24 protein-coding genes are annotated in these 22,205 nt (G+C 60.9%); 10 read left to right on the forward strand and 14 right to left on the reverse strand.

Annotated features, from left to right (window positions below; genetic code table 11):
* Positions 1-20 precede the first annotated feature (20 nt).
* From RVY79_RS04490 to RVY79_RS04500, 3 genes are read left to right on the forward strand one after another with little or no spacing between them, the layout of a single operon-like run.
* Complete coding sequence (locus RVY79_RS04490; RefSeq protein WP_317462830.1) at positions 21-662, forward strand: amino acid ABC transporter permease; 642 nt, start codon at positions 21-23, stop codon at positions 660-662.
* 24 nt (positions 663-686) lie between these two features.
* Positions 687-1,352, forward strand: coding sequence for an amino acid ABC transporter permease (locus RVY79_RS04495; protein WP_317462831.1), 666 nt, complete (start codon positions 687-689; stop codon positions 1,350-1,352).
* Positions 1,345-2,133: an amino acid ABC transporter ATP-binding protein gene (locus RVY79_RS04500; protein WP_317462832.1), complete on the forward strand. Its 789-nt coding sequence runs from the start codon at positions 1,345-1,347 to the stop codon at positions 2,131-2,133. Before RVY79_RS04495 ends, RVY79_RS04500 begins: the two co-directional genes overlap by 8 nt.
* A gap of 29 nt (positions 2,134-2,162) precedes the next feature.
* On the opposite strand, the gene RVY79_RS04505 is transcribed toward RVY79_RS04500, so the two are convergent.
* Positions 2,163-3,578: an amidase gene (locus tag RVY79_RS04505; protein WP_317462833.1), complete on the reverse strand. Its 1,416-nt coding sequence runs from the start codon at positions 3,576-3,578 to the stop codon at positions 2,163-2,165.
* A gap of 187 nt (positions 3,579-3,765) precedes the next feature.
* On the opposite strand from RVY79_RS04505, the gene RVY79_RS04510 reads away from it, so the two are divergent.
* On the forward strand, positions 3,766-4,479 hold the full coding sequence (locus RVY79_RS04510) for a GntR family transcriptional regulator (protein WP_317462834.1): 714 nt from the start codon (positions 3,766-3,768) through the stop codon (positions 4,477-4,479).
* A 16-nt stretch (positions 4,480-4,495) separates the two neighbouring features.
* On the opposite strand, the gene RVY79_RS04515 is transcribed toward RVY79_RS04510, so the two are convergent.
* Positions 4,496-5,746 carry a D-alanyl-D-alanine carboxypeptidase gene (locus RVY79_RS04515; RefSeq protein ID WP_317462835.1) on the reverse strand — a complete coding sequence of 417 codons (1,251 nt, stop codon included), beginning with the start codon at positions 5,744-5,746 and terminating at the stop codon, positions 4,496-4,498.
* 337 nt (positions 5,747-6,083) lie between these two features.
* Between RVY79_RS04515 and RVY79_RS04520 the strand changes: the two genes are divergently transcribed.
* The gene (locus tag RVY79_RS04520) at positions 6,084-6,950 is read left to right on the forward strand and encodes a drug/metabolite transporter (protein ID WP_317462836.1); all 867 of its coding nucleotides are present in this window, start codon (positions 6,084-6,086) and stop codon (positions 6,948-6,950) included.
* Here RVY79_RS04520 and RVY79_RS04525 read toward each other — a convergent pair.
* Complete coding sequence (locus RVY79_RS04525; RefSeq protein WP_317462837.1) at positions 6,894-7,838, reverse strand: LysR family transcriptional regulator; 945 nt, start codon at positions 7,836-7,838, stop codon at positions 6,894-6,896. The genes RVY79_RS04520 and RVY79_RS04525 overlap by 57 nt on opposite strands.
* An 87-nt stretch (positions 7,839-7,925) precedes the next feature.
* On the opposite strand from RVY79_RS04525, the gene RVY79_RS04530 reads away from it, so the two are divergent.
* The 3 genes from RVY79_RS04530 (at position 7,926) to RVY79_RS04540 (ending at position 9,617) form a co-directional block, all read left to right on the forward strand.
* Positions 7,926-8,675, forward strand: a complete 750-nt coding sequence (locus RVY79_RS04530) for an NAD(P)H-dependent oxidoreductase (protein WP_317462838.1) — start codon at positions 7,926-7,928, stop codon at positions 8,673-8,675.
* Positions 8,676-8,795: 120 nt separating this feature from the next.
* Positions 8,796-9,071, forward strand: coding sequence for a hypothetical protein (locus tag RVY79_RS04535; RefSeq protein WP_317462839.1), 276 nt, complete (start codon positions 8,796-8,798; stop codon positions 9,069-9,071).
* 147 nt (positions 9,072-9,218) lie between these two features.
* The gene (locus RVY79_RS04540; protein ID WP_317462840.1) at positions 9,219-9,617 is read left to right on the forward strand and encodes a YkvA family protein; all 399 of its coding nucleotides are present in this window, start codon (positions 9,219-9,221) and stop codon (positions 9,615-9,617) included.
* A 44-nt stretch (positions 9,618-9,661) separates the two neighbouring features.
* Here RVY79_RS04540 and RVY79_RS04545 read toward each other — a convergent pair whose 3' ends face one another.
* Entirely contained in the window at positions 9,662-10,438 is a 777-nt protein-coding gene (locus tag RVY79_RS04545; protein WP_317462841.1) for a ferredoxin--NADP reductase, read from the reverse strand.
* Positions 10,439-10,597: 159 nt separating this feature from the next.
* Between RVY79_RS04545 and RVY79_RS04550 the strand changes: the two genes are divergently transcribed.
* Positions 10,598-11,524: a LysR family transcriptional regulator gene (locus RVY79_RS04550; protein WP_317462842.1), complete on the forward strand. Its 927-nt coding sequence runs from the start codon at positions 10,598-10,600 to the stop codon at positions 11,522-11,524.
* An 81-nt stretch (positions 11,525-11,605) separates the two neighbouring features.
* On the opposite strand, the gene RVY79_RS04555 is transcribed toward RVY79_RS04550, so the two are convergent.
* Both RVY79_RS04555 and RVY79_RS04560 read right to left on the reverse strand, forming a co-directional pair.
* Positions 11,606-13,447 carry a methyl-accepting chemotaxis protein gene (locus RVY79_RS04555; RefSeq protein WP_317462843.1) on the reverse strand — a complete coding sequence of 614 codons (1,842 nt, stop codon included), beginning with the start codon at positions 13,445-13,447 and terminating at the stop codon, positions 11,606-11,608.
* A gap of 100 nt (positions 13,448-13,547) precedes the next feature.
* Positions 13,548-13,982, reverse strand: coding sequence for a host attachment protein (locus RVY79_RS04560; protein WP_317462844.1), 435 nt, complete (start codon positions 13,980-13,982; stop codon positions 13,548-13,550).
* 266 nt (positions 13,983-14,248) lie between these two features.
* Here RVY79_RS04560 and RVY79_RS04565 point away from each other — a divergent pair, with 266 nt between their 5' ends.
* Positions 14,249-14,713 carry a hypothetical protein gene (locus tag RVY79_RS04565; protein WP_317462845.1) on the forward strand — a complete coding sequence of 155 codons (465 nt, stop codon included), beginning with the start codon at positions 14,249-14,251 and terminating at the stop codon, positions 14,711-14,713.
* A 22-nt stretch (positions 14,714-14,735) separates the two neighbouring features.
* Here the strand turns inward: RVY79_RS04565 and RVY79_RS04570 are convergent, their stop codons facing one another.
* From RVY79_RS04570 to hemE, 8 genes are all read right to left on the reverse strand, one after another.
* Positions 14,736-15,464, reverse strand: a complete 729-nt coding sequence (locus RVY79_RS04570) for an amino acid ABC transporter ATP-binding protein (RefSeq protein WP_411161706.1) — start codon at positions 15,462-15,464, stop codon at positions 14,736-14,738.
* Positions 15,465-15,596: 132 nt separating this feature from the next.
* Positions 15,597-16,715 (reverse strand): amino acid ABC transporter permease, encoded by a 1,119-nt coding sequence (locus RVY79_RS04575; RefSeq protein ID WP_411161698.1) that lies wholly within the window; start codon positions 16,713-16,715, stop codon positions 15,597-15,599.
* A gap of 1 nt (position 16,716) precedes the next feature.
* Positions 16,717-17,901: an amino acid ABC transporter permease gene (locus tag RVY79_RS04580; protein ID WP_317462847.1), complete on the reverse strand. Its 1,185-nt coding sequence runs from the start codon at positions 17,899-17,901 to the stop codon at positions 16,717-16,719.
* Between the two features lie 132 nt (positions 17,902-18,033).
* A complete protein-coding gene (locus tag RVY79_RS04585; RefSeq protein ID WP_317462848.1) occupies positions 18,034-19,062 on the reverse strand; it encodes an amino acid ABC transporter substrate-binding protein in 1,029 nt (342 codons plus the stop codon).
* A 124-nt stretch (positions 19,063-19,186) separates the two neighbouring features.
* On the reverse strand, positions 19,187-20,050 hold the full coding sequence (gene speE / locus RVY79_RS04590; RefSeq protein ID WP_317462849.1) for a polyamine aminopropyltransferase: 864 nt from the start codon (positions 20,048-20,050) through the stop codon (positions 19,187-19,189).
* A 79-nt stretch (positions 20,051-20,129) separates the two neighbouring features.
* Entirely contained in the window at positions 20,130-20,498 is a 369-nt protein-coding gene (locus RVY79_RS04595) for a VanZ family protein (protein ID WP_317462850.1), read from the reverse strand.
* 3 nt (positions 20,499-20,501) lie between these two features.
* Entirely contained in the window at positions 20,502-20,999 is a 498-nt protein-coding gene (locus RVY79_RS04600; protein ID WP_317462851.1) for a DUF393 domain-containing protein, read from the reverse strand.
* Positions 20,992-22,053, reverse strand: a complete 1,062-nt coding sequence (hemE, locus tag RVY79_RS04605) for a uroporphyrinogen decarboxylase (protein ID WP_317462852.1) — start codon at positions 22,051-22,053, stop codon at positions 20,992-20,994. The genes RVY79_RS04600 and hemE overlap by 8 nt, the downstream gene beginning before the upstream one ends.
* Positions 22,054-22,205 lie beyond the last annotated feature (152 nt).

Below are 22,205 nucleotides of genomic sequence, written 5' to 3' on the forward strand. Positions count from 1 at the left end.
CTTAGCTCGGGGGCTCTGTCATGAACGCCAGCGCCTGGCAAATGTTGCTGGAAGGGGCTTGGACCACCGTCTGGATATCCGCTGTCTCGATTGCCATCGGGGTCGTGGCGGGTTTGGTCATCGCTCTGATTCGCCTCGCGCGAATTCCCATCGTCGATCAACTGCTAGTGCTCTACATCAGCGTGGCTCGCGCCACGCCATTGGTGACCCTGGCACTGTTCATCTTTCTCAGCGCCCCCGACCTGGGGCTCGACCTCAACCGCAGCGTTGCCGGCATTCTCGCGCTGACGCTCAACACCACCGCCTTCAACGCCGAGATATGGCGCAGTGCATTTCGCAATTTTTCTCGCGAGCAAAGCGAGGCAGCCATGGCCACAGGGATGACGCCATGGATCACTTTTCGACGCATCATGCTGCCCCAAATGGTCATCACCAGCTTGCCTGGGCTAGTCAATGAGATGTCGTTTCTGATCAAAGGCAGCCCCGCCATCGCGGTGATCGGCATCGTCGATCTGACCCGCGTGACCAACCGTATTTCGGCGGTGACCTACGAGCCACTGCCACCCATTCTCGTCGCCGGCGCGCTCTACATGGCAATAATCGGTTGCCTGGTATGGCTACAGCGTCTCGCCGAACGCCGTGCCAACCGGCTGGCAATGTGAGAATAGAACGGTGAGGACACGACCATGAGCAACTGGGACATCCTGTGGGATGAACGCGCGCAGTTCTGGAGCGGTTTTCTGAGCACCCTGGAAATATTTGGCCTGTCGATCGTGGGTGCCTTTGTGATCGGCTGCAGTCTACTTTATTTACTTGAAGGCAGTCGCAAGCGGCTGACCATGCCGCTACGCATTTTTATCGACGCCATGCGCATGCTGCCGTTTTTGATCCTCGCCTATCTGCTGTATTACGGCTTGCCAAGCGTCGGTATTCGCCTCGATGCCTGGTGGTCGGGGGTCGGCGCGCTGGCAGTGTATCACGGCGCCTATTTCGCCGAAATTTTCCGGGGGAGCCGTTTGACTTTTCCACCGGGGCAGATAGAGGCCGCCAAGGCGCATGGCTTCACCAAGGGCAAGATGTTCTTTCGCCTGATTCTGCCGCAGGTCATCATGCAAACCCGCCCGTTATTGGGCAACCAGCTGATCTACGCGCTCAAGGACACGGCCTTTCTCGTCATCATCACCGTGAGTGAGCTGACCGCCGCCGCCAACAGCTTATCGAGCACCTATTTCATTCCCACCGAGGCATTCATCGTCGTGATCGGTTTCTACTGGGCGATCAGCGTGACGATGGAAATCATCATCAAACAATGCGGGCGTTTCAGCGCCAAACGGGGATTCGACAATGTCTGAAGCAAACACGTCTGAGACGGCGGCGGTTTCGATCCGCCATCTTTCGAAAAGCTTCGATGACGTTGAGGTATTGCGCGATGTCGAGCTGGAAGTAAAAACCGGCGAGGTAGTGACGATCATCGGCTCGTCCGGCTCGGGAAAGTCGACACTATTACGTTGTATCAATTGGCTGGAAAAGCCCGACCGCGGCAGTATTCATATCGCCGGGCAGCGCATCGGAGTCCACGATGACGGCCGACCGATGCCCGTGCGTGAGCTCGCCAAGGTCCGCGCTAAAACCGGCATGGTGTTTCAAGGCTTCAATCTGTGGCCGCACCTCAACGTACTGCACAATGTCACCGAGGCGCCCATCCACGTACAAGGAAAGTCCAAGCGTGAAGCCGAGGAACTCGCCACGGCGCTGCTCGAGAAGGTGGGCATGTCACACAAGCACGATAGCTATCCCAACACGCTCTCGGGCGGCCAGAAACAGCGCGTGGCCATCGCCCGGGCACTGGCCATGCAACCAGCGGTGATGCTCTTCGACGAGCCCACCTCGGCGCTCGACCCGGAGCTGGTGGGCGAAGTTTTGGCGGTGATCAAGGATCTTTCCGCCGAGGGCTACACCATGGTCATGGTGACGCACGAGATGGCCTTCGCCCGTGCGGTGTCCGATCAAGTGGTCTTCCTGGAAAAAGGTCTGATCATCGAACGCGCCGACCCGGAGACCTTCTTCACCTCCCCCAAGACCGATCGTGTGCGCAAGTTCCTCGAAAACCACGATAACCCCTCGCCCGCCTGAGCGGACGAGGGTGGAACGACGGTCCTCGCTCATCCTGTCTGAGCGGGGTCAGGGACGGTCGGGAAGCGCGGCGGGTACGCCTGCATGAAGGCATGGCAGGCACGCAGGACGCGGACATCGTCGAACTTGCCACCCGCAAGTTGGAAACCCACCGGCATGCCCGTGTCGGTGAAGCCGCACGGCACGGAGGCGGCGGGCTGCTGGCTAAGGTTGAAGGGGTACGAGAACGGCGCCCATTCTTCCCAGTCGCGCATGCCGCTACCCGGCGGGACTTCGTGATTGGCCTCAAAGGGTGACACCGAAACCGACGGCGTCATCAGCAGGTGATATTTCTGGTTAAAATGCTCGAGGCGTTGCGTCAGCCGCGCACGGGATTCCAGGGCGCGGAAGAAGTCCAGCGCGCTCCAGCGTTCTGCGATGCGTGCATTGGTCACCAGGCCGGGGTCGAGCAGGGTGCGTTCGTGTTCAGTGGACCGCGACCAGACCTCCAGCGAGGCGGTGAACCATATCTTCTGGAATATCTCGATCGGCGACTCGAAGCCGGGGTGAATCTCCTCGACCTCGGCCCCCAATGCCTGAAGCTTCTCGGCCGCTTCGCGTACACGGGCGGCGATCTGCGGGTCGACCTGGGCGTAGCCGAGATCCGGCGAATAGGCGATGCGCAGGCCGCGCAGGTCACAATCCAGGTCTACGCCCCAGTCATCGGGCTGGCCACGCGTGGCGTAGGGATCATGATAGTCATAGCGTCCGATCACGTTGAGCATGCGCGCAGCGTCAGGCACGTTGCGCGTCAACGGGCCGATATGCGACAGCGTAGGCTCCGTGGCGGGCGGCCATTGCGGCGTCCAGCCAAAGGTCGGCTTGAAGCCGAACACGCCGGTAAACGCGGCGGGAATACGGATCGAGCCACCCGAATCACCGCCCTGATGCAACACGCCCATGTTGAGCGCGGCTGCGGCCGCCGCGCCACCTGACGAACCGCCCGGCGTGAGGCGTGTATCCCAGGGATTGTAGGTGGCCCCGAACACGCGATTATCGGTGACGGCCTTCCAGCCGAACTCCGGCGTATTGGTCTTGCCCAGGAAGATTGCGCCCGCCTCACGCAGCATGCGCGCCGGCGGCGCATCGCTTTCGCAGGGCGCATCCGACGTGGTCAACGAACCGTCGCGAGCCGGCATGCCGGCCACTTCGGTCAAGTCCTTCATCGACACCGGTACGCCGTCGATGGGACTCAGCGGCTTACCTTGCCCCCAGCGGCGCGCCGAGGCCTTGGCGGCCTGCTCGGCACCTTCATGATCCACGTAAACATAGGCGTTGACTGCGTCGTTGAAGCGCTCGATACGCGCAAGCGAGGCACGCGTGGCTTCCAGCGGCGAGGCCTCACCCGACTGAAACAGCGCCGTGAGTTGCCCGGCATCCATCATGCCCAGGTCAGTTTCTTGCATAACACCCTCACATCCTTGTTTGGTGAATGACGTTCATTGGCTTGTCTTCCCTAGGCTAGACGCGACACCCTCGGCAGGGCAACGCGACGCTTCATATCGATGCAGCTTCCACGCGATCGAGAACCATGGGCACGCTTCGCGCCAACGCTTATCATCGGCCTATGTTTACGTCGGCCTGGGAACATCAATGCCCGAAAATCCCTTCTATATACAGCTTCGCGACCGCCTGGTGAAGCTGATCGAGACGGGCGAGTTGCCGCCCGCTAGCCGATTACCCGGCGAGCGCCGTCTGGCCGAGCGCTTCGCGACGACGCGTGTCACGCTGCGCCAGGCGCTGACCCAGTTGGAAAGCGAGGGGCGAATACATCGTCGCAACCGGCGCGGCTGGTTCGTCTCGCCCAGACGCGTGGAATATTCGCCGAATCACGATCAAAGTTTTACCCAGTACGTGAGTGCGCAAGGGCGGCAACCGCATACCGAGGTGTTGGACGTGGGGTGTCTACCGGCCTCTGCTGAAGCGGCACAAGCACTCGGCATTAGCTGCGGGCAAGCCATTTTGCATGTAAAACGGCGTCGTTACATCGATGGCCGGGCGGTATTGTTGGAGCGTATCTGGTTGCGCGACGACCTTTTGCCAGGCCTCGCCGAGGGCAATTTCTCGACATCGCTGTGGCAGCGCCTATGGGACGAGTACGGCCTGGTGTTGGCGCGCAAATCGCTGCGGCTCTACCCCACCGCACTGACCGGCGACGAAGCCGAGACACTCGGCGTGCACAGCGGCTGCGCGGGCCTTTGCGTGACACGCGTCACGCATGACCGTGGGGGGCGCGCCCTCGAGTATGACGAGGATTACTGGCTACACGATGCCATCTGTCTGCGCGTGGAGGTGGCGATGCCGTGAGGCCCACCGGGACGCCTCACTGGCCGGAGCCCATGGCGACCACGACGCAGTCCACGCCCTCGCGTGCCAGCTGCCGACACCCACGGCGCGCCTGGGTTTCCTCGAGATCCACCAACTGTGCCCGAAAGATGCCCCCATCGCCTTGCACCGATGACACGGCCACGCGACCGTCGAGCTCGGCTGGCAGGAATTCGGCGGCTTGGTCAGCCTGCCGACGCGCCCGGGTACGATCGCTGAACGCGCCCACCTGCACGGCCCAGGCGCCGACATTTCCGGCCGCTGTCCTGGCATCACCGTGCTCGTATTCCGCTTGGGCGATCACGTCACGAATGGGATCATCGTCAGGCGTGGGCGCAGGGGCACTCGTTGGGGTGGCCTGCAAGCGGTCACCGTAAATGTCTGCCTTCGCGATCCAATCCCCCTCTGCGATCGCTTCGGCACGCACGAACCCACGATCGAGCAGTTCGCTCATGTGGGCGTCGCGTGACTGGGCGGTAAAACCGCCCATGACCACGGACAGCAGGCGACGCCCATCATGGACGGCGGAGGTCGCCACATTGAATCCCGAGGCACGAATGTAACCGGTCTTGAGGCCATCGGTGCCGGCATAGTTGTCGAGCAGTCGGTTGTGTCCTTTGTAGCGCCGCCCCTGCCACGTGAACTCGGTCTTGGCGAACACCGGATAATAACTCGGGAAGTCCTGCATCAGGCGCAGCGCGAGAATCGCCATGTCGCGGGCGGTGGTGACTTGGCGGTCATCGGGCAGCCCCGAGGCATTGCGAAAAGTTGTGTGTACCATGCCCAAGGCGCGTGCCTTGTCGGTCATCTGGCCGGCAAAGGTGGACTCGCTACCGGCCAGCCCCTCGGCCACCACCGCCGCCACATCGTTGGCGGATTTGACCACCAGGATATTGATGGCATCTTCCACCTTCACCGTCTCCCCAGGCCTCACCCCCATCTTGGACGGCGGTTTCGCGGCAGCATGCTGCGAGACCGGCAGGCGCGAACCCATGCTCAGCGTATCGTCCTCGAGCGCCTCGAACAGCAAGTAAAGCGTCATCATCTTGGTTAACGACGCGGGGTAGCGCGTTGCATCGGCGTTTGCCGAGTACAGTACCGCACCGCTCTCGGCATCGATGACAATGGAGGCATAACGTGGATTGGGTGCCGCCTGGGCTGCAGGGAGCATGCACAACGCCATCACGAAGGCGATCAAAATGAACAGCGTAGGCACCGTACGCGATCGATGAGGAAACGAGGACGTCATTTGTTATGTCCTTGAAGGAGGGTCCACTCGTAACATTTGCCGCGACATTTTTGTTATGGCGACGCCACAAAGTGCAATGACATAAGGATTATGAGCGAGAGACACGCTCTGTACAGCCCATATCGGCATTTTGGGCACCCTTCGTGACATTGCGCAAACATTTGTCACGCGATGATGGGGCCAATGGCGACGCGAACGCTCGGTTGCGATCACGCCAGGCGTAGTGGAAGATGTCACCATCCATCTGGTATATACCAGAAAGAAGCCATCCCACTTAACGCCCTTTGAACCTGCCCGGAGGCACACGCTGAGCACACTTGCCATCGCCTTGATCGTCGTGTCCGCAGTACTCCATGCCGGCTGGAACCTGCTCGGTAAGCGCGGTGAACCATCGCTGGCGTTTTTCGCCCGTGCCATGGCAACCGGCAGTGTGCTGTATGCGCCGCTCCTGCTCTGGGGGCCTTCGCCATTGCGGCTACCCGACGTCTTCTGGGTCTGGCTCATCGCCACGGGAGCGTGCCAGGCGCTCTATATGGGCGGGCTCGCCTGGGCTTATGCACGCGGCGAAGTGAGTCTTCTCTACCCCCTGGCACGCGCCCTCCCGGTACTGCTCGTGCCCGCCGTCGCGCTCCCATGGCTTGCCACAAGCGCGCTTAATAGCGGAGACATCCTCGGCATGGCATTGATCGCCGCGAGCGCCCTCGTCATGCCCCTGCCCCATTGGCGCGCCTTGCGCCTGTCGCGTTACCTCACTCCTGCGCTGGGCTTCGTCTTGCTCGCCGCAGTCGGCACCACCGGGTATTCACTGATCGACAAGCACGCCCTGGGCTTGATGACCACGCATGGCTACACCCCGCTACAAGCCGGACTGCACTACATGGTGCTGCAAGCCATGACCACCTGGTTATGGATGTGGCCACTCGTACGAGCATTGCCCAACGAGCGTCATGCAGCACGACGACTGCACCGCTCCCCCGCCGCGCGTCGTGCCTGGCTGGCAGGCACCATGATCCTAGGTACCTACGGGCTGGTGCTGATTGCCATGTCCACCAGTGCCGACGTCAGCCACGTCGTCGCCCTGCGCCAGCTCTCGATCCCCCTCGGCGTGCTCGCCGCCGGTTACTGGTTTAGAGAACGTCTCACCCCGTTACGACTCGGCGCCATCGCCGTCATGCTCGGGGGACTGGCGCTCGTCGCGTGGTGAAGTAGGCTTGGAATTTAGGGTTTCGCCTTTCAAGCATGCTTGGCGTGTGCTCAGCACTTCCGACAGATAGGAGAAAAAAGCCATCACCCGGGCGGTATGCCGCAAATCGGGGTGCGTCAACAGCCACAACGGCGTCTCCAATGAGGCCAGCGACTCACCGACTTTCATGAGGCTATCGTCCCTATCGGCGAGATAACACGGCAGGACACCACGCCCTATGCCACTCCGCACTCCCGCCAGCATTCCCAACATGCTATCGACACGATAACGGCAGTCAGCCTCTATCCCTTCATGCGCCATCCATCTTTCCAGGGCGGGATATCCCAAGTGTGAATCAGGCCCTACCCAAGCACTTGTCTCAAGGTGGTACTGATGGACATAAACAGCCTGAGCGATTTGCCCCACTTGGCGGCCCACTAGTGTTTCCGGCGGTGATTTCGTTGGCCGAATCGCGATATCCGCGTCTCGTTGCGATAAATTGTATTCACGATTAGAGACTTCCACTTCCAATACAATATGGGGATATTCATGCTGGAAACCTGCGAGGACATCACTCAGTAGCCCCATGAGCAAGGTGTCAGTCGTGGTGACACGCAACGTACCGGACAACCTGGCGTCCTGCCCCATGAGACGCCTTTCCACGGCATCGATATCTGTCGTGACACGTGCTGCGGTCGTCGCTAGATCGTCACCCGCCAGCGTCGGCACATAGCCCGTGCGGTGACGCTCGAATAACCGTACCCCCAAGTGGGATTCAAGCGCTCCTAAGCGGCGAAATACCGTCGCATGACTGATTCCTAATTCTCGACCGGCCCCGGCTAGAGACCCCTGCCGCACGATGGCCAGTACGATCCGTAGGTCATCCCAAGGCATGACCTGTTCATTCATGCAAACCTCACTTTCATTCATGGGGGATGTCATTTCTTCTATGCAAAGCCTAGCGTAATTAGTCTCATGTCGTTACAAGGCTTTCCCATGAATATTTTGATCGTGCATTGCCACCCTGAGCCACACTCATTCAATGCGGCATTAAGCAACCTCGCCGTGACTGCATTGACACGTGAGGGGCATGACGTCTGTGTTTCAGATCTATACGTCGAAGGTTTCGACCCCGTGGAACGTGCCGAGCACTTCGTCGGTCGTGCAGATCCCCACTACTTCTCGGCGCTGACCGAGCAACGTCACCATGTTCAATCAAACACGCTACCTGGCGACATCCAGCGAGAGATCGACCGACTGCGACACGCCGATCTCGTGATCTTGCAATTCCCGCTTTGGTGGCACGCTCAGCCCGCCATGCTCAAAGGGTGGTTCGATCGTGTATTCGTCTATGGCGGGCTTTATTCGGGTACACACCGCTACGACCGGGGGCCGCTAAAGGGCAAGCGGGCCATGTGTTCGGTTACCACGGGGGCGCCAGCATCGACGTTTACTCCCGGCGGCCGAAGCGGCGATATCGCCACACTGATGTGGCCGATCCTCTGCTCCCTCTATTACGTCGGTTTCGAGGTACTTTCCCCGCACATCACATACGGCGTGCAGGGTGGTGGTTTGAGCTATAAAGACGAACCGGCCTTCCACGATCACCTGGAACAGGCCAAACACCAATGGGAAACACGTCTGCGCCACTGGCAAACGGAGAAAGCGATCCCCTTCACCGGCTGGCAAGACTGGGACGAACAGGGCCAAACCGTGGACGAGCACCCCTTGCGTTGGCGTATATGACCACGACATACGCCCTATCGGTTGTCTAATCGTCCTTGAGCTCGTCCCGACATGGCACCTACCTTGAAGGAACACGGCACATAGAGGTGCCGTGCTTTACTCACGACGAGGAGATGACGAATGGAAATCATCATCGAGAACGCCGGCATGGAAACCGACGAGTTCCACATGATCGCGGGCGGCGAGATGGGCGATGCCTTACGCAAGACTGCCAAGAACTACCTTGGTAGCCATGAAGTCACCGAGCACCAGCTCGAGGAATTGCGCATGGCGGGCGGCGAGGAATACGAGGCGCTGCGTCGTGACATGACGCAGCACGCCTTGAGTGTCGTCAACGTGCCCAAGGACACCGCAATCTCGTTGGATATCGCTTTTCAGGGCGGCGCCAAGTCGTAATTCGGCGGGTATATGCCAACTGCTATGGCAGCATGGGGGCAGGCGCTCCCATGACACTTATCTCTGCGCTATCATGCTCTTTCCCTGCCCCGTTGTTCATACTTCTTGATACATTCGAGTCGATACCGCCTGTCGCGAGGAGCATGTATGACACCGCGCCATGACCCCATCGAAGAGCCCCCCCTGATCGACGCTGGCGATAGCGTGCCAGGAGAAACGGTCGATTACGCAGACACGTTCCAGGAGCAGCGTTTCTGGCACAAGATCACCCGCTACGGACGTCGGGCAGGTCGTGAAGTCACTCGACGGGCGCTGCAACTGTACTTTGTGCTGCAGCGACCCGATGTTCCGGTATGGGCGAAGACCACGATCTTCGGCGCACTGGGGTATTTCATCTCGCCGCTGGATGCCATCCCCGACCTGATCCCCGCAGGCGGTTATGTCGACGACGCCAGTGTCCTCGGCGCGGCACTAATCGCGGTGTCGGTCTACATCGATGACGACGTCAAAGCGCGTGCCGACAACGCCATGCCCACGTGGTTGTGACAATGTCAGGGGCCTCTAGCGTCACATCGGTATGATCTCGCCGCTTACTTCTCGACGAAAGCGCGCTCGATGACGTAGTCGCCGGGTTCGCCCATGCGCGGGGAAATATTGAAGCCCAGCTCGTCGAGCATGGCGCTGGTGTCGTCGAGCATCGCCGGGCTGCCGCAGATCATCGCGCGGTCCTGCTTGGGGTCGAGCTCGGGGAGGCCGGTATCGGCGAAGAGCTTGCCGCTACGGATATGATCGGTCAGGCGCCCCATGGTGTGGAATTCTTCACGCGTCACGGTGGGGTAGTAAACCAGCTTCTCGCTGATCTCCTCGCCCAGGTACTCGTGAGCCGGCAGTTCCTGGGTAATGAAGTCGGCATAGGCCAACTCGCTGACCGTGCGTACACCATGGATCAGTACGATCTTCTCGAAACGTTCGTAGACTTCCGGATCCTGGATCAGGCTCAGGAACGGCGCCAGGCCCGTACCGGTGGACAGCAGATAAAGATTGCGACCCGGCAGCAGGTCATCGACGACCAGCGTACCGGTCGGTTTGCGGCTGACCATGATCTGATCGCCAACCTTGAGATGCTGCAGCCGTGAGGTCAGCGGGCCATCCGGCACCTTGATGCTGAAGAACTCAAGATGATCCTCGTAGTTGGGACTGGCCACCGAGTAGGCCCGCAGCAGCGGCTTACTGTCGGCTTCCAGACCGATCATCACGAACTGGCCGTTCTTGAAGCGCAGGCTACGCTCGCGCGTGGTGCGGAAGCTGAACAGGGTGTCGTTCCAGTGATGAACGCTGAGAACTTCTTCAAGTGCCAGTTTACTCACGAGACGCTCCTTAACTTATAACCGGAAAGCATTAACTGCTGAAATTGAAGTTGCACTAATTATAAGACTGAACCAATATATCTGTTAAATGAATTGTATGGATATCGGTTATCTATCTAGCCGATATAGAACGGTCGATGAAATCGCCAGGAGGTCGACATGCGTTACACACTGCGCCAGCTCGAAGTCTTCGTCGCCATCGCGCAGCATGAAAGCGTGTCCCGCGCGGCACAGCGCCTGGCGATGTCGCAATCCGCTACTAGCACCGCCCTCGCGGAGCTTGAGCGACAGTTCGACTGCCAGTTGCTCGACCGCATCGGTAAGCGGCTCAAGCTCAATGCGCTGGGCTTTCAGTTGCTGCCCAAGGCCGTGGCGCTGCTCGACCGCGGCGAGGAAATCGAGGAGCTGCTCAAGGGCCAGCGCGGCATCGGGTCACTGGATGTCGGTGCGACGCTGACTATCGGCAACTATCTGGCGACGCTGCTGATCAGCGACTTCATGCGTCACCACCCGGGCAGTCGCGTGCGTCTGCATGTGCGCAACACGGCCTCCATCGTCGAGCGCATCGCCCATCATGAGTTGGATCTCGGTCTGATCGAGGGGGACTGTCAGCACGAGGATATCGTCATGCAACCCTGGGTCGAGGACGAACTCACGGTCTTCTGCTCGCCACGGCACCCATTGGCCAGCGCCGGTGAGGCGGATCTGGAAGCGCTGATGCGTGAGGACTGGATCATGCGCGAGGAGGGCTCGGGCACGCGCCGTACGCTGGACCAAGCGATGCGCCACCGGCGTGGACGGCTCAATGTGCTGCTCGAGCTGGAGCACACCGAAGCCATCAAGCGCGCGGTGGAATCGGGACTGGGCATCGGCTGCGTCTCGCATTTGGCCCTGCGCGACGCCTTCCGGCGCGGCAGCCTGGTACCCATCGCCACCCCGGCGCTCGACCTGACACGCCAGTTCGCCTTCATCTGGCATCGACACAAATACCTGACCACCGCCATGCGCGAATTCCTGCGCCTATGCCGCGAGATGACCGCTGGGGTCCAGCGCAGCGACGACATCGACCTGCCGGCCGTTCCCTAGGATCGCCCTTGTAGAAACGGCTCAATCAAAAAAGCCCACCGGCGCATGCCGGTGGGCTTTTGATGGCGCGGGGGATGCCGGTCAGGTCTTGGTCAACGCCGGACGCGTTTGCGTGTACCCGTCTTCGCGCAGGCTGAAACGGCCCACGACCTCGGCTAGACGCGAGGCTTGGTCGCGCATTTGCTCGGCGGCGACGGTGGATTCCTCGACCATCGAGGCGTTGTGCTGGGTCATTTGATCCAGGTCGTTGACGGCCTGGTTGACCTGGGTCACGCCTTGGCTTTGCTCCTGCGTGGCGGCGTTGATCTCGGCGAGGACGTCGGAGACCCGCGCCACGGCGGTGACGATTTCCTGCATGCTGTCACCTGCCATGCGCACCATGTCGGTCCCCTCGCGGGTCTGGGTCACCGAGGCGTCGATCAACTTTTTGATGTCATCGGCCGCCGAGGCCGAGCGACTCGCCAGTTGACGCACTTCATTGGCGACCACCGCGAAACCGCGACCTTGCTCGCCGGCGCGTGCCGCCTCGACCGAGGCATTGAGCGCCAGAAGATTGGTCTGGAAGGCGATTTCGTCGATCAAGCGCACGATGTCGGAGATCTGCGTCGTCTGGGCATTGACCTCTTCCATGGTGTTGACCGCCTTGCGCGCAATATCGCCGCCATGATTGGCCGCCGTGGTCGCCTCCCGGGAGAGCTGGTCGGCCTGACTGGCAGACTGCGCGGTATTTTCCACCGTGCTGGCGATCTGCTCCATGGCGGTAGACGTTTCCTGCAAGCTGGAAGCGGCCTGCTCGGTGCGCCGTGAGAGATCCTGGCTGCCGTGGGCGATTTCGCTGGAGGCCTCGCTCACCGAGGTACTACTGGCACGGACTTCGAGGAGCACCTGGTTGACGGCATCGGCGAAGCCATTGAAACCCTGGGCGATTTGCGCCACCTCGTCGCGACCATCGATCTCGAGCCGGCGTGTCAGATCACCTTCACCAGAGGCGATATCGAACATGGCATCGCGCGCCAAGCGCAGACGGCGGAAGATCGGCGACAACAGCGCCCACAGCAGCAAGGCGGCAATCAGGCCGGACAAGACCATCGCGATCAACGTGGCGTGCAACATGCCTTGCACGCCGGCGTTGGCTTCGGCGAGGTCCAGCGCGATGACCAGGCGCCAGTCGGTTTCCGGCACAGGCACGGCATACAACAGCACATCCCGACCATTGACGGTCGCTTCTTGCGGGCGACTCTGCTGGCTCAACGCGTTGAGCCGCGCAGGGGTCAGGCTTTCGTCCAGTGCCGTCGATGGCTTCAATGCCAGGCTGGCGTCACGATAGGCGACGAGCTTGCTGTCCTGATTGACGAGGAACGCGAAGCTGCTTTGAGTCGGACGGACCGAGGTCACGTTCGCGTTGACATCGGCCAGGCTGACATCGGCGCCGATCACGGCCTGGGTCTCACCGTCCTCGATCACCGGTGTAGCGAAAGATACCACCAGGCTGTCGGTGACCATATCTAGATAGGGCGGGCTGGCAATGCTCTCGCCGGCCTCGACGGCCGAGCGGTACCAAGGGCGCTGCGTGGGGTCGTAATCTTCCGGCGGTTGCCAGTTGTCGTTGGTGATCAGGCGCTTGTCCGGCAGTCCTACGTAGACCTGGCTGAAGCCCCCGGCCGTCGCGGCTTGTTGCAGCGCAGGAACGAGCCTATCGCTCCCGAGGGCGGGAGGCAGCGCTTCAATCAGGCGCTTCTTGCTCACGGCCCAATTTTCGATGGACTCGACATGACCGCGTGCCACGCCGTCGAGCATATCGGCATTGATGGTGCGCTGGTGCTGGCTCACCAGCCAGTAGTTGACGCCACCGGTGGCGGCCAAGGCGACCAGAATCATGGCGACACAAGCCACCATGATCCGGGTGCGAAGCGATGTGAACATTAATGAGTGCCTATCGTTGGAGGAAACCTCCTCTGATTAACGGCACTCATGGAAAAAACTTTAAGCAAGACGCTTATTCATGTTGATTCGAATTGTCACATCAACTGAGGGGCGGGCGAAATTTCTCGGCCAACTCTTCCTCGTCGGCACTCGATAGGTCTTTATCCAAGGTATGGATGACGCAGGCCTGGGTCGGCTTGTCGAGTTTCTGGCGAATCAATCCCAAAAAGTGCGGCGCGGCGGCGATGATAAACTCACCGGCTTTCCCCTGGGTACGCGCCTGACGGAGATAATCAGCGACCTCCTTGGCGAAGAACGCGGCGTGTTTTTCCATCGTGGCATCGTCATTACCGGACTGACGCGGCGAATGCGATGCCGCATCGTCGGCCTCGCCTTTGCCGCCCGTACGCAGATCGCCGGTATGCAAACGGCCCTCGGGATGAATCAGCGTATCGACTTCACTCACTACACCGGCTTGATGCGCGAAGACACGCGCACGCGAGGCATTGGCGGTCACGATATAACGCTTGTTCATGTCTGACTCCTTGATCGGGGGATGACCGGCATCTCGGGACAGCGGCGCTTCCTGCGCCGTTGATATCCCACCGCCTCTTCGCGCGAACGGCGGCCCTTCAAGCATCGAAACCCAGCGTATTTCTGTCAACCTCGCGGTAGGCGTCAGCACGCCGCGACATTCGCGTGGCATGACAACGACAGGTTCACGCTTGACGCAAACCTGCTAACATCGCATCGCTGGACAGGAATCACCGGCTACGAGCGCTATCTGCCAGGGAGAGCGACATGCGCGACTTTATCTTGATGCGTCGCCCACTACCGCGACGGACGTTGATCTTTTCTCATTGTGTCCTGCAAATTGGCCTGCTGTTGGCCGGCGGCGCTTGGCTATGGCGCCATTCACCGGCAGCGAGCGGACTATCATGGCAGGAAAATTGGCCGATGTTGGCCCTCGGCGGCGGCGTACTGCTGCTTGCCATGGCGTTGGTGCGCCTGTTCGCCGAGTTATGGATGGCACCGCACCATATGCTGGCGCGGCGCGAGGGCTTTGCCCCGAGCGACGTCATGACGCGCGCCATCGATCGGCGCCCGGCCATGCACGACCCGGAACAGGCCTGGATCAGCACGGCGAAGCCGCTCGACCCGGAGGAAGGCGTGGTGGGCCAAGCGCGCGTGACAAGGCCCCGCCAGCCGGCCACCGCGAAACGGGAACCGGCCACTTCCCCCCAGCGCCAGGAACCCAGCCTCTAACCGGCGACGGGTGACTTGTCGCTCAGTGGCCGAGAATCTGGCTGAGAAACAGCTGGGTACGCTCGGAGCGCGGGTTATTGAAGAACGTTTCCGGCGGCGCTTCTTCGATGATCTGCCCCTGATCCATGAAGATGACGCGGTCGGCCACGGTCTTGGCAAAGCCCATCTCGTGGGTCACGCAGAGCATGGTCATGCCTTCGCGTGCCAGTTCGACCATGACATCGAGCACTTCCTTGATCATTTCCGGGTCGAGCGCCGAGGTCGGCTCGTCGAACAGCATCACCTCGGGGCGCATGCACAGCGCCCGTGCGATCGCCACGCGCTGCTGCTGACCGCCCGATAATTGCCCCGGGTACTTCTTGGCCTGTTCGGCAATTTGCACCCGCTCCAGGTATTCCATGGCCAATTTCTCGGCTTCGTGGCGGGGCTTCTTCTGTACCCATATCTGTGACAGGCAGCAGTTCTCCAGCACGCTGAGATGCGGAAACAGGTTGAAATGCTGGAACACCATGCCGACCTGGCGACGGATCTGTTCGATTCGCTTGATGTCTTCGGTCATGGTGATACCGCCGACCACGATGCCACCCTGCTGGTGCGCTTCCAGGCGGTTGATGCAACGGATCAACGTCGACTTGCCGGACCCCGAGGGCCCGCAGATGACGATACGCTCACCGCGCTGGACGGTAAGATCGATATCGCGCAGCACATGGAAGTCGCCATACCATTTGTTGAGGCCGGTCATCTCGATCATCGGCTCGGTGCCGTTGTCCCGTGAGGCAGTTGCTTCGCTCATGCAGGTGCTTCCTGAAATGAATTGTCTTGTTGTATGCCGGCACACGCCGCCTTGCCACTGCAACGCCTAACAGTTACCGGCTGCCGAGTGCTAATGCCCTGTGTGCAGCTTGCGTTCGATACGCTGGCTGTAGCGCGACATGCTGAAACAGAAGACCCAATAGACCAGTGCCGCGAACACATACCCTTCCATGGCATAACCCAGCCACTCGGGGTCGGTGAGCCCGGCCTGGATGATCGACAATAGATCGAGCAGGCCGATGATCAGCACCAGCGAGGTATCCTTGAACAGCGCGATGAAGGTATTGACGATCCCCGGGATCACCAGCTTCAGCGCCTGCGGCAGGACGATCAAGCCCATCCGTTGCCAGTACCCCAGGCCCAGTGACATGCCGGCCTCGTCCTGCCCCTTGTCGATGGCCTGCAGTCCACCGCGTACCACTTCCGCCATGTAGGCGCTCCAGAACAGCATGATGCCGACCAGGGCGCGCAGGAGCTTGTCGAACTCGACCTCCGAGGGCACGAACAGCGGCAGCATCACCGACGCCATGAACAGCACGGTGATCAGCGGTACGCCACGCCAGAACTCGATGAATACGACACTGACGCCCCGTACCAGGGGCATGGATGAGCGCCGCCCAAGGGCGAGCAGGATGCCGATGGGCAGCGAACCGACGATACCCACGACGGCAATCGTCAAGGTCAGCATCAACCCGCCCCAATCACGGGTCGGCACGGGCATGAGCCCGAAGACACCGCCAGCCAGCAGGAAGAAGGCGATGAGCGGAAAGCCGGTCAGGGCGAACAGGGCCACCCATCCCTTGGAGGGCAGGCGCGGCAGCACCAGCCAGGCGATCAATCCCGCCAGCATGGCGAAGACGATATTCACCCGCCAGATCTCGCTTTCAGGGTAAAAGCCGTAAACGATGCTCTCCAGGCGTGCCGAAATGAATACCCAGCATGCTCCCTCCCCCGTGCAGGCCTCACGCGTCTCGCCCAGCCAGTCGGCCTGGACGATCGCCCATTGCAGTAAAGGCCAGACGATGAGGACGGCAAGCACCAGCATCACCAGGCTGACGATGCTGTTCAGCGGCGAGGAGAAAAGATTCTTGCGTAGCCAACCGGTCACACCACGACGCGGGTCGGGGGGCTCTCGCTCGGGGATCATGGGTGTTGACGTCGTTTCGGGCGATGGCGAAGAGGTCGTCATGTCAACGCTCCTTTATCTGCACACGGGCGTTGTAGAGATTCATCAAAAACGACACGACCAGACTTATCGTCAGGTAGACCGCCATGGTGATGGCGATGATCTCGAGTGCCTGCCCGGTCTGATTGAGGGCCGTTCCCGCGAACACCGCGACCAGGTCAGGATAGCCAATGGCTGTGGCCAGCGAGGAGTTCTTGATCAAGTTGAGGTGCTGACTGGTCAACTGAGGAATGATCAAGCGCATGGCCTGGGGGATCACGATCTTGCGCAGCGTGACGCCCGGCGCCAGTCCCAGCGAACGCGCCGCCTCGATTTGGCCATGAGCGACCGACTGAATGCCCGAACGAACGATCTCGGCAATGAAGGAGGCGGTATAGATCGACAGTGCCAGCCACAGTGCCGCCAGCTCAGGCAGGATGGTAATGCCGCCGCGGAAGTTGAAGCCGGCAAGGGCCGGCACCTCCCAGTTCAGCGGGAAACCGTTGATCGCATAGACCGCCAACGGCAGGCCCACGATCAACGCAAGGCTGAGCCAGCCGGCGGGTAGCCGCTGCCCCGTGCGATCCTGACGGCGGCGCGCGAAGCGCACCAAAAAGAAACTGGCAACGACGGCCAGTAACAGCGCCCAGAGAACCGCCGAAAAACCGGGCTGCGGCAGCGGCGCCGGCATGATCAGCCCACGTATGTTCAGAAAGATGACTTCGAAAAACGACAGGCTGTCACGCGGCGAGGGCAAGGCCTGCAAAACGGCAAAGTACCAGAAGAGAATCTGCAGGAGCAGCGGTACGTTGCGAAAGATCTCGACATAGACCATTGCCGCCTTGGCCAGCAGCCAATTGGGGGACAGCCGCGCGATACCGACCAGGAAACCGATCAGGGTCGCCGTCACCACACCCATGGCAGACACCAGCAGGGTGTTGAGCAGGCCCACCACGAATGTCATCGCATAGGTGCTGTTGCCGCTGTACTCGACCAGGGTCTGTGGAATCGAAAAGCCGGCCCTCTCGCTGAAGAAGCCAAACCCCGTCGTGATACCTCGTTCTTCCAGGTTGCTCATCGTGTTGGAAACCAACACGGCGATCACTGCCGCCAGGGCGATGAGCAATACGGCCTGGACGACCAGAGCTCGAAAGCTGGGATCTCGCCACAGGGCGCCCTTTTCTCGCGAACGTTGAACGCTACGCCACATCGGTGAATGCTCGATCAGAAAGCAACCTCACAGGCTACCCATGCCGTTACGACACAGGGGCCCGGAGTTGCTTCAATGAATGTCAGGACTCGCGCCGGGTCGTTCCGGCGCGAGAGGTTGGCGTAATACGTTTCAGCGCACCGGCGGTGCGTACATCAAGCCGCCTTCGGTCCACAGCGCGTTGAGGCCGCGCTCGATACCCAACGGGGAGTTCTTGCCTACGTTGTCGGCAAAGACCTCGCCGTAGTTACCGACATCCTTGACGATCTGATAGGCCCAGTCTTTGGGCAGGCCGAGTTGCTCGCCGTAGCTGCCCTCAACGCCCAGCAGGCGGGCCACCTTGGGATTGGGCGGATTGGCCTTCATGTCGTCGACGTTCTCGCTGGTCACGCCCAGCTCTTCGGCATTGATCATGGCGAACAACGTCCACTTGACGATGTCGAACCACTGATCGTCGCCCTGGCGAACCACCGGGCCCAGCGGCTCCTTGGAGATCAGTTGGGGCAGGATTTCGACACTACTCGGATCAGGCAGTTGCAGGCGCAACGCCGCCAACTGCGAGGTGTCGGAGGTCAGCACATCACAACGTCCATTGGCAAATCCACCCGCAGTCTGATCGGGTGTGTCGAAGGTCACCGTCTGGATATTGATGTCACGGGAGGGGAAATAATCGGCGAGGTTGAGTTCGTGGGTCGTGCCGGCCTGGATACAGATCGAGGCGCCGTCGAGCTGCTTCAGGTTATCGATGCCTAGATCCTTTCGCAACATGAAGCCTTGACCATCGTAGAAAGCCACACCGGTAAAATCGAGTCCCAACGAGTTGTCACGCGTGGCGGTCCAGGTGGTGTTGCGCGAAAGTACGTCGATTTCACCAGACTGCAAGGCGGTAAATCGCTCTTTGGCGGTCAGTGGCGTGAAGGCCACCTTGCTGGCATCGCCGAACACCGCAGCGGCAACGCCTCGACAGATTTCTACATCCAGCCCTTGCCAGTGGCCGTCCTCGTCAGGTGCCGAGAAGCCGGTCAGGCCGACATTGACCCCGCAATTGAGGTTGCCACGCTCCTTGACATCGTCGAGCGTCGCCGCTTGGGAGGCGGTCGCCAGACCACTCAGCAACAGGGCGGCCGGAACGGCCATCATGAACTTGTTCTTGTATAACATGCAGAAGCTCCTTGCGTTATTGTGGTGGCTTATTCGCGAGCCACTAACCACATTAGCAAAGAGCTTGCCACTCCGACCAATATACCTAAGTCACGTACCTTTAACGTTTTTCACACGTTGCACATCACATCGACAGTGCACGACGCATGAACGGTGGCAGCGCCAATGCACCACGATGGGTCTCGACGCTGTAGTACTCGAGCGGGAATTCCACCGCCGCGGCATCGTTTTCACGAAAGCGCGTCACGTCTTTGCCCTTGCCGGCCAGCGTCACGCTCCACCACCCCGAAGGATAGACTGGCTGCGGAAATGGCAGCGTGGCGACGCTATCGAAGCCGGCGCGTTGCATATCGGCGCGTAGCTCGCGAATGATCGAGCCGGTGTGATAAAGCGGTGACTCGCTCTGTTGCACCAACACACCGCCGTCGGCGAGCAGGCGATGACAACGCGCCAGGAAGTCGGCCTCGAACAGTCCTTCCGCCGGCCCCACGGGATCGGTGGAGTCGATGATCATGACGTCGACGCTGCCTTCCGGTGCGTTCTCGACCCACTTGACGCCATCCTCGAACTTGAGCGTGGCGCGCGGGTCATCGTTGGACGCCGTCAGCTCGGGGAAGTAGCGCTGAGAGGCTCGGGTGACCTCTTCGTCGATGTCGATCTGTACGACGTCTTCGACGCCGGGATGCTTGAGCACCTCACACAACGTACCGCAATCACCACCGCCGATGATCACCACACGCTTGGGCGCGGCGTGCGAAAACAGCGCCGGATGCGCGATCATCTCGTGGTAGAGGAAGTTGTCGCGCGTGCTGAGCATCACGCAGCCGTCGAGTACCATCAAGTTGCCGTAGGTCTCGGTGGCGTAGACTTCCAGATGCTGATAGGGGCTTTGTACCTCGTGCAGCTTGTCCTTGATCATGAGTGAGAAGGCACTGCCGTGGCTGTCGAACACTTCCGTGAACCAGCCCTGGTCGAGACGCTCGGTCATGGGAACCCTCGTAATCACTATCGTCAAAGCCCCTTCGAGAGGCTGGAATCGCATTCATGGAATAGCCGCGCAACATAGCCTATCCGCGCGCGACAAGAAAGCGCCTGGGCAGCAGCCAATGGCAGACTCTAACGGCGACAAGCGCCCCTAGCGTATTGGCCAGCGCATCGGCCCAATCGGCGCCGCTACGGCCAGGCACGCCCAACTGCAGGCCCTCGATGAGAACGCCGTAGCCGATAGCCAGACTAAGCGCCGTCAGCGTACGAAAGCCCCCCAGCCGCAACAGTGCCGCCAGGCCCGCATAGGCAATAAAATGATTGAACTTGTCCCAAGGCAGATCTTGGGACATCTCCGCACCGGGCGTCAGGCTGCCCCAGGCGATCACGGCGGCGCTGATGCCGGCCAGCACCAGGCACGACCAGCGAAGAGGGCGAAGGGAAACAGACATGGCTCACTCTCCTTGTGACGGATAGATATGATCGGCAATGTCCACGTCGGCGCCCATCAAGACGAGCGGCAGTCCGAGCCGCCGGCAGGTCGTTTCATCCAGATACGATACCCAGCTCGCACGCGCTTGTGGCGACCACTCAGTCGCCGGTGCCAACCGATGGCGCCAACGCCCGACGACATGATAGACACCATCGCGCCAAGCACGCGGACACCAACGCAGCGCCGCCAGGCCGCGCCAAGGCCACTGCAGCCCCTGAGCCAGACGCCACAATGCCGAGCTGTCGCGATGCAGCTCGCCCCCGCGCACCAACCAGATGCTATCGAGCTGGTTAGGATCGGCCCCGAAGTACTCGCCCAAGCGCTGCGCCGACGCCTCGTGCAGGCTTGCCAGGTACACCGGCGCCCGTGCATGGCGCAACACGAAATGCGCCGCGCGCCGACACAATGGGCACTCGGCGTCGAGCACGAGCAGCATGGCACGTTCAGCCATATCAGCCATGATAACGCGGACTGAACTCATGCAGCGCCTCGATGAACGCGGCGACATGATCAGGATCAGTGAATTGGCTAACGCCGTGGCCCAGGTTGAAGATGTGACCCGGCCCACTGCCGTAGCTGGCCAGGATCCGCGCCACTTCATCGCGAATCGCCTGGGGCGAGGCGAACAGCACATTGGGGTCGAGATTGCCCTGCAACGCCACGCGATCGCCCACGCGGGCCCGCGCATCGCTCAGTTCGGTGGTCCAGTCCAGGCCTACGGCATCGGCGCCGCTATCGGCGATGCTTTCCAGCCACTGGCCGCCCTGCTTGGTGAACAGGATCACCGGTACGCGCCGCCCCTCGTGCTCGCGGATCAGTCCCTCGACGATGCGCGTCATATAGGCCAGCGAGAATTCGCGATATGCAGGCGTCGACAGTACTCCACCCCAGGTGTCGAAGATCTGCACGACCTGGGCACCGGCACGGATCTGGGCGTTGAGATAGTCGGTCACCGAGCGCGCCAGCTTGTCGAGCAACGCATGCATCGCCGCCGGGTCGCCATACATCAGCGCCTTGGCGTGCCGGAAATCCTTGCTCGAGCCGCCTTCAATCATATAGGTGGCCAGCGTCCAGGGACTTCCCGTGAAACCGATCAGCGGCACGCTGCCCGCCAGTTCGTGGCGAATGGTGCGCACCGCGTTCATCACGTAGTCGAGGTCGCGCTCGGCGTCGGGCACGCGCAGCGCGGCAACATCCTCGGCGCTGCGCACTGTCTTGCGAAACTTGGGGCCTTCTCCAGTCTCGAAGTAAAGCCCCAGGTCCATGGCATCCGGGATCGTGAGGATATCGGAAAACAGGATCGCCGCGTCGAGCGAGTAACGCTCCAGCGGCTGCATGGTCACCTCGCACGCCAACTCGGCGTTGCGGCACAGGTCCATAAAGCTGCCAGCTTGGCCGCGCGTTTCGCGATACTCGGGGAGATAGCGGCCCGCCTGGCGCATCATCCACACGGGTGTGCGATCTACCGGTTGGCGTGCCAGGGCACGCAATAGGCGGTCGTTTTGCAATGGCATGAGAACTCCAGACGTCGATTTTGTCCTCCATTGTAACGAATGCGGCGCGCGGCGACTTGATTCACGGTGACGCATCCCCATCTAGCAAATTGCTAGTAACATACCCCGCCGCACTAAGCGCACGCGCGGCACTTACAGGGTGAGCCTCACGC

The sequence above is a fragment of the Chromohalobacter sp. HP20-39 genome (genome assembly GCF_033052815.1).
Taxonomy (GTDB): Bacteria; Pseudomonadota; Gammaproteobacteria; order Pseudomonadales; family Halomonadaceae; genus Chromohalobacter.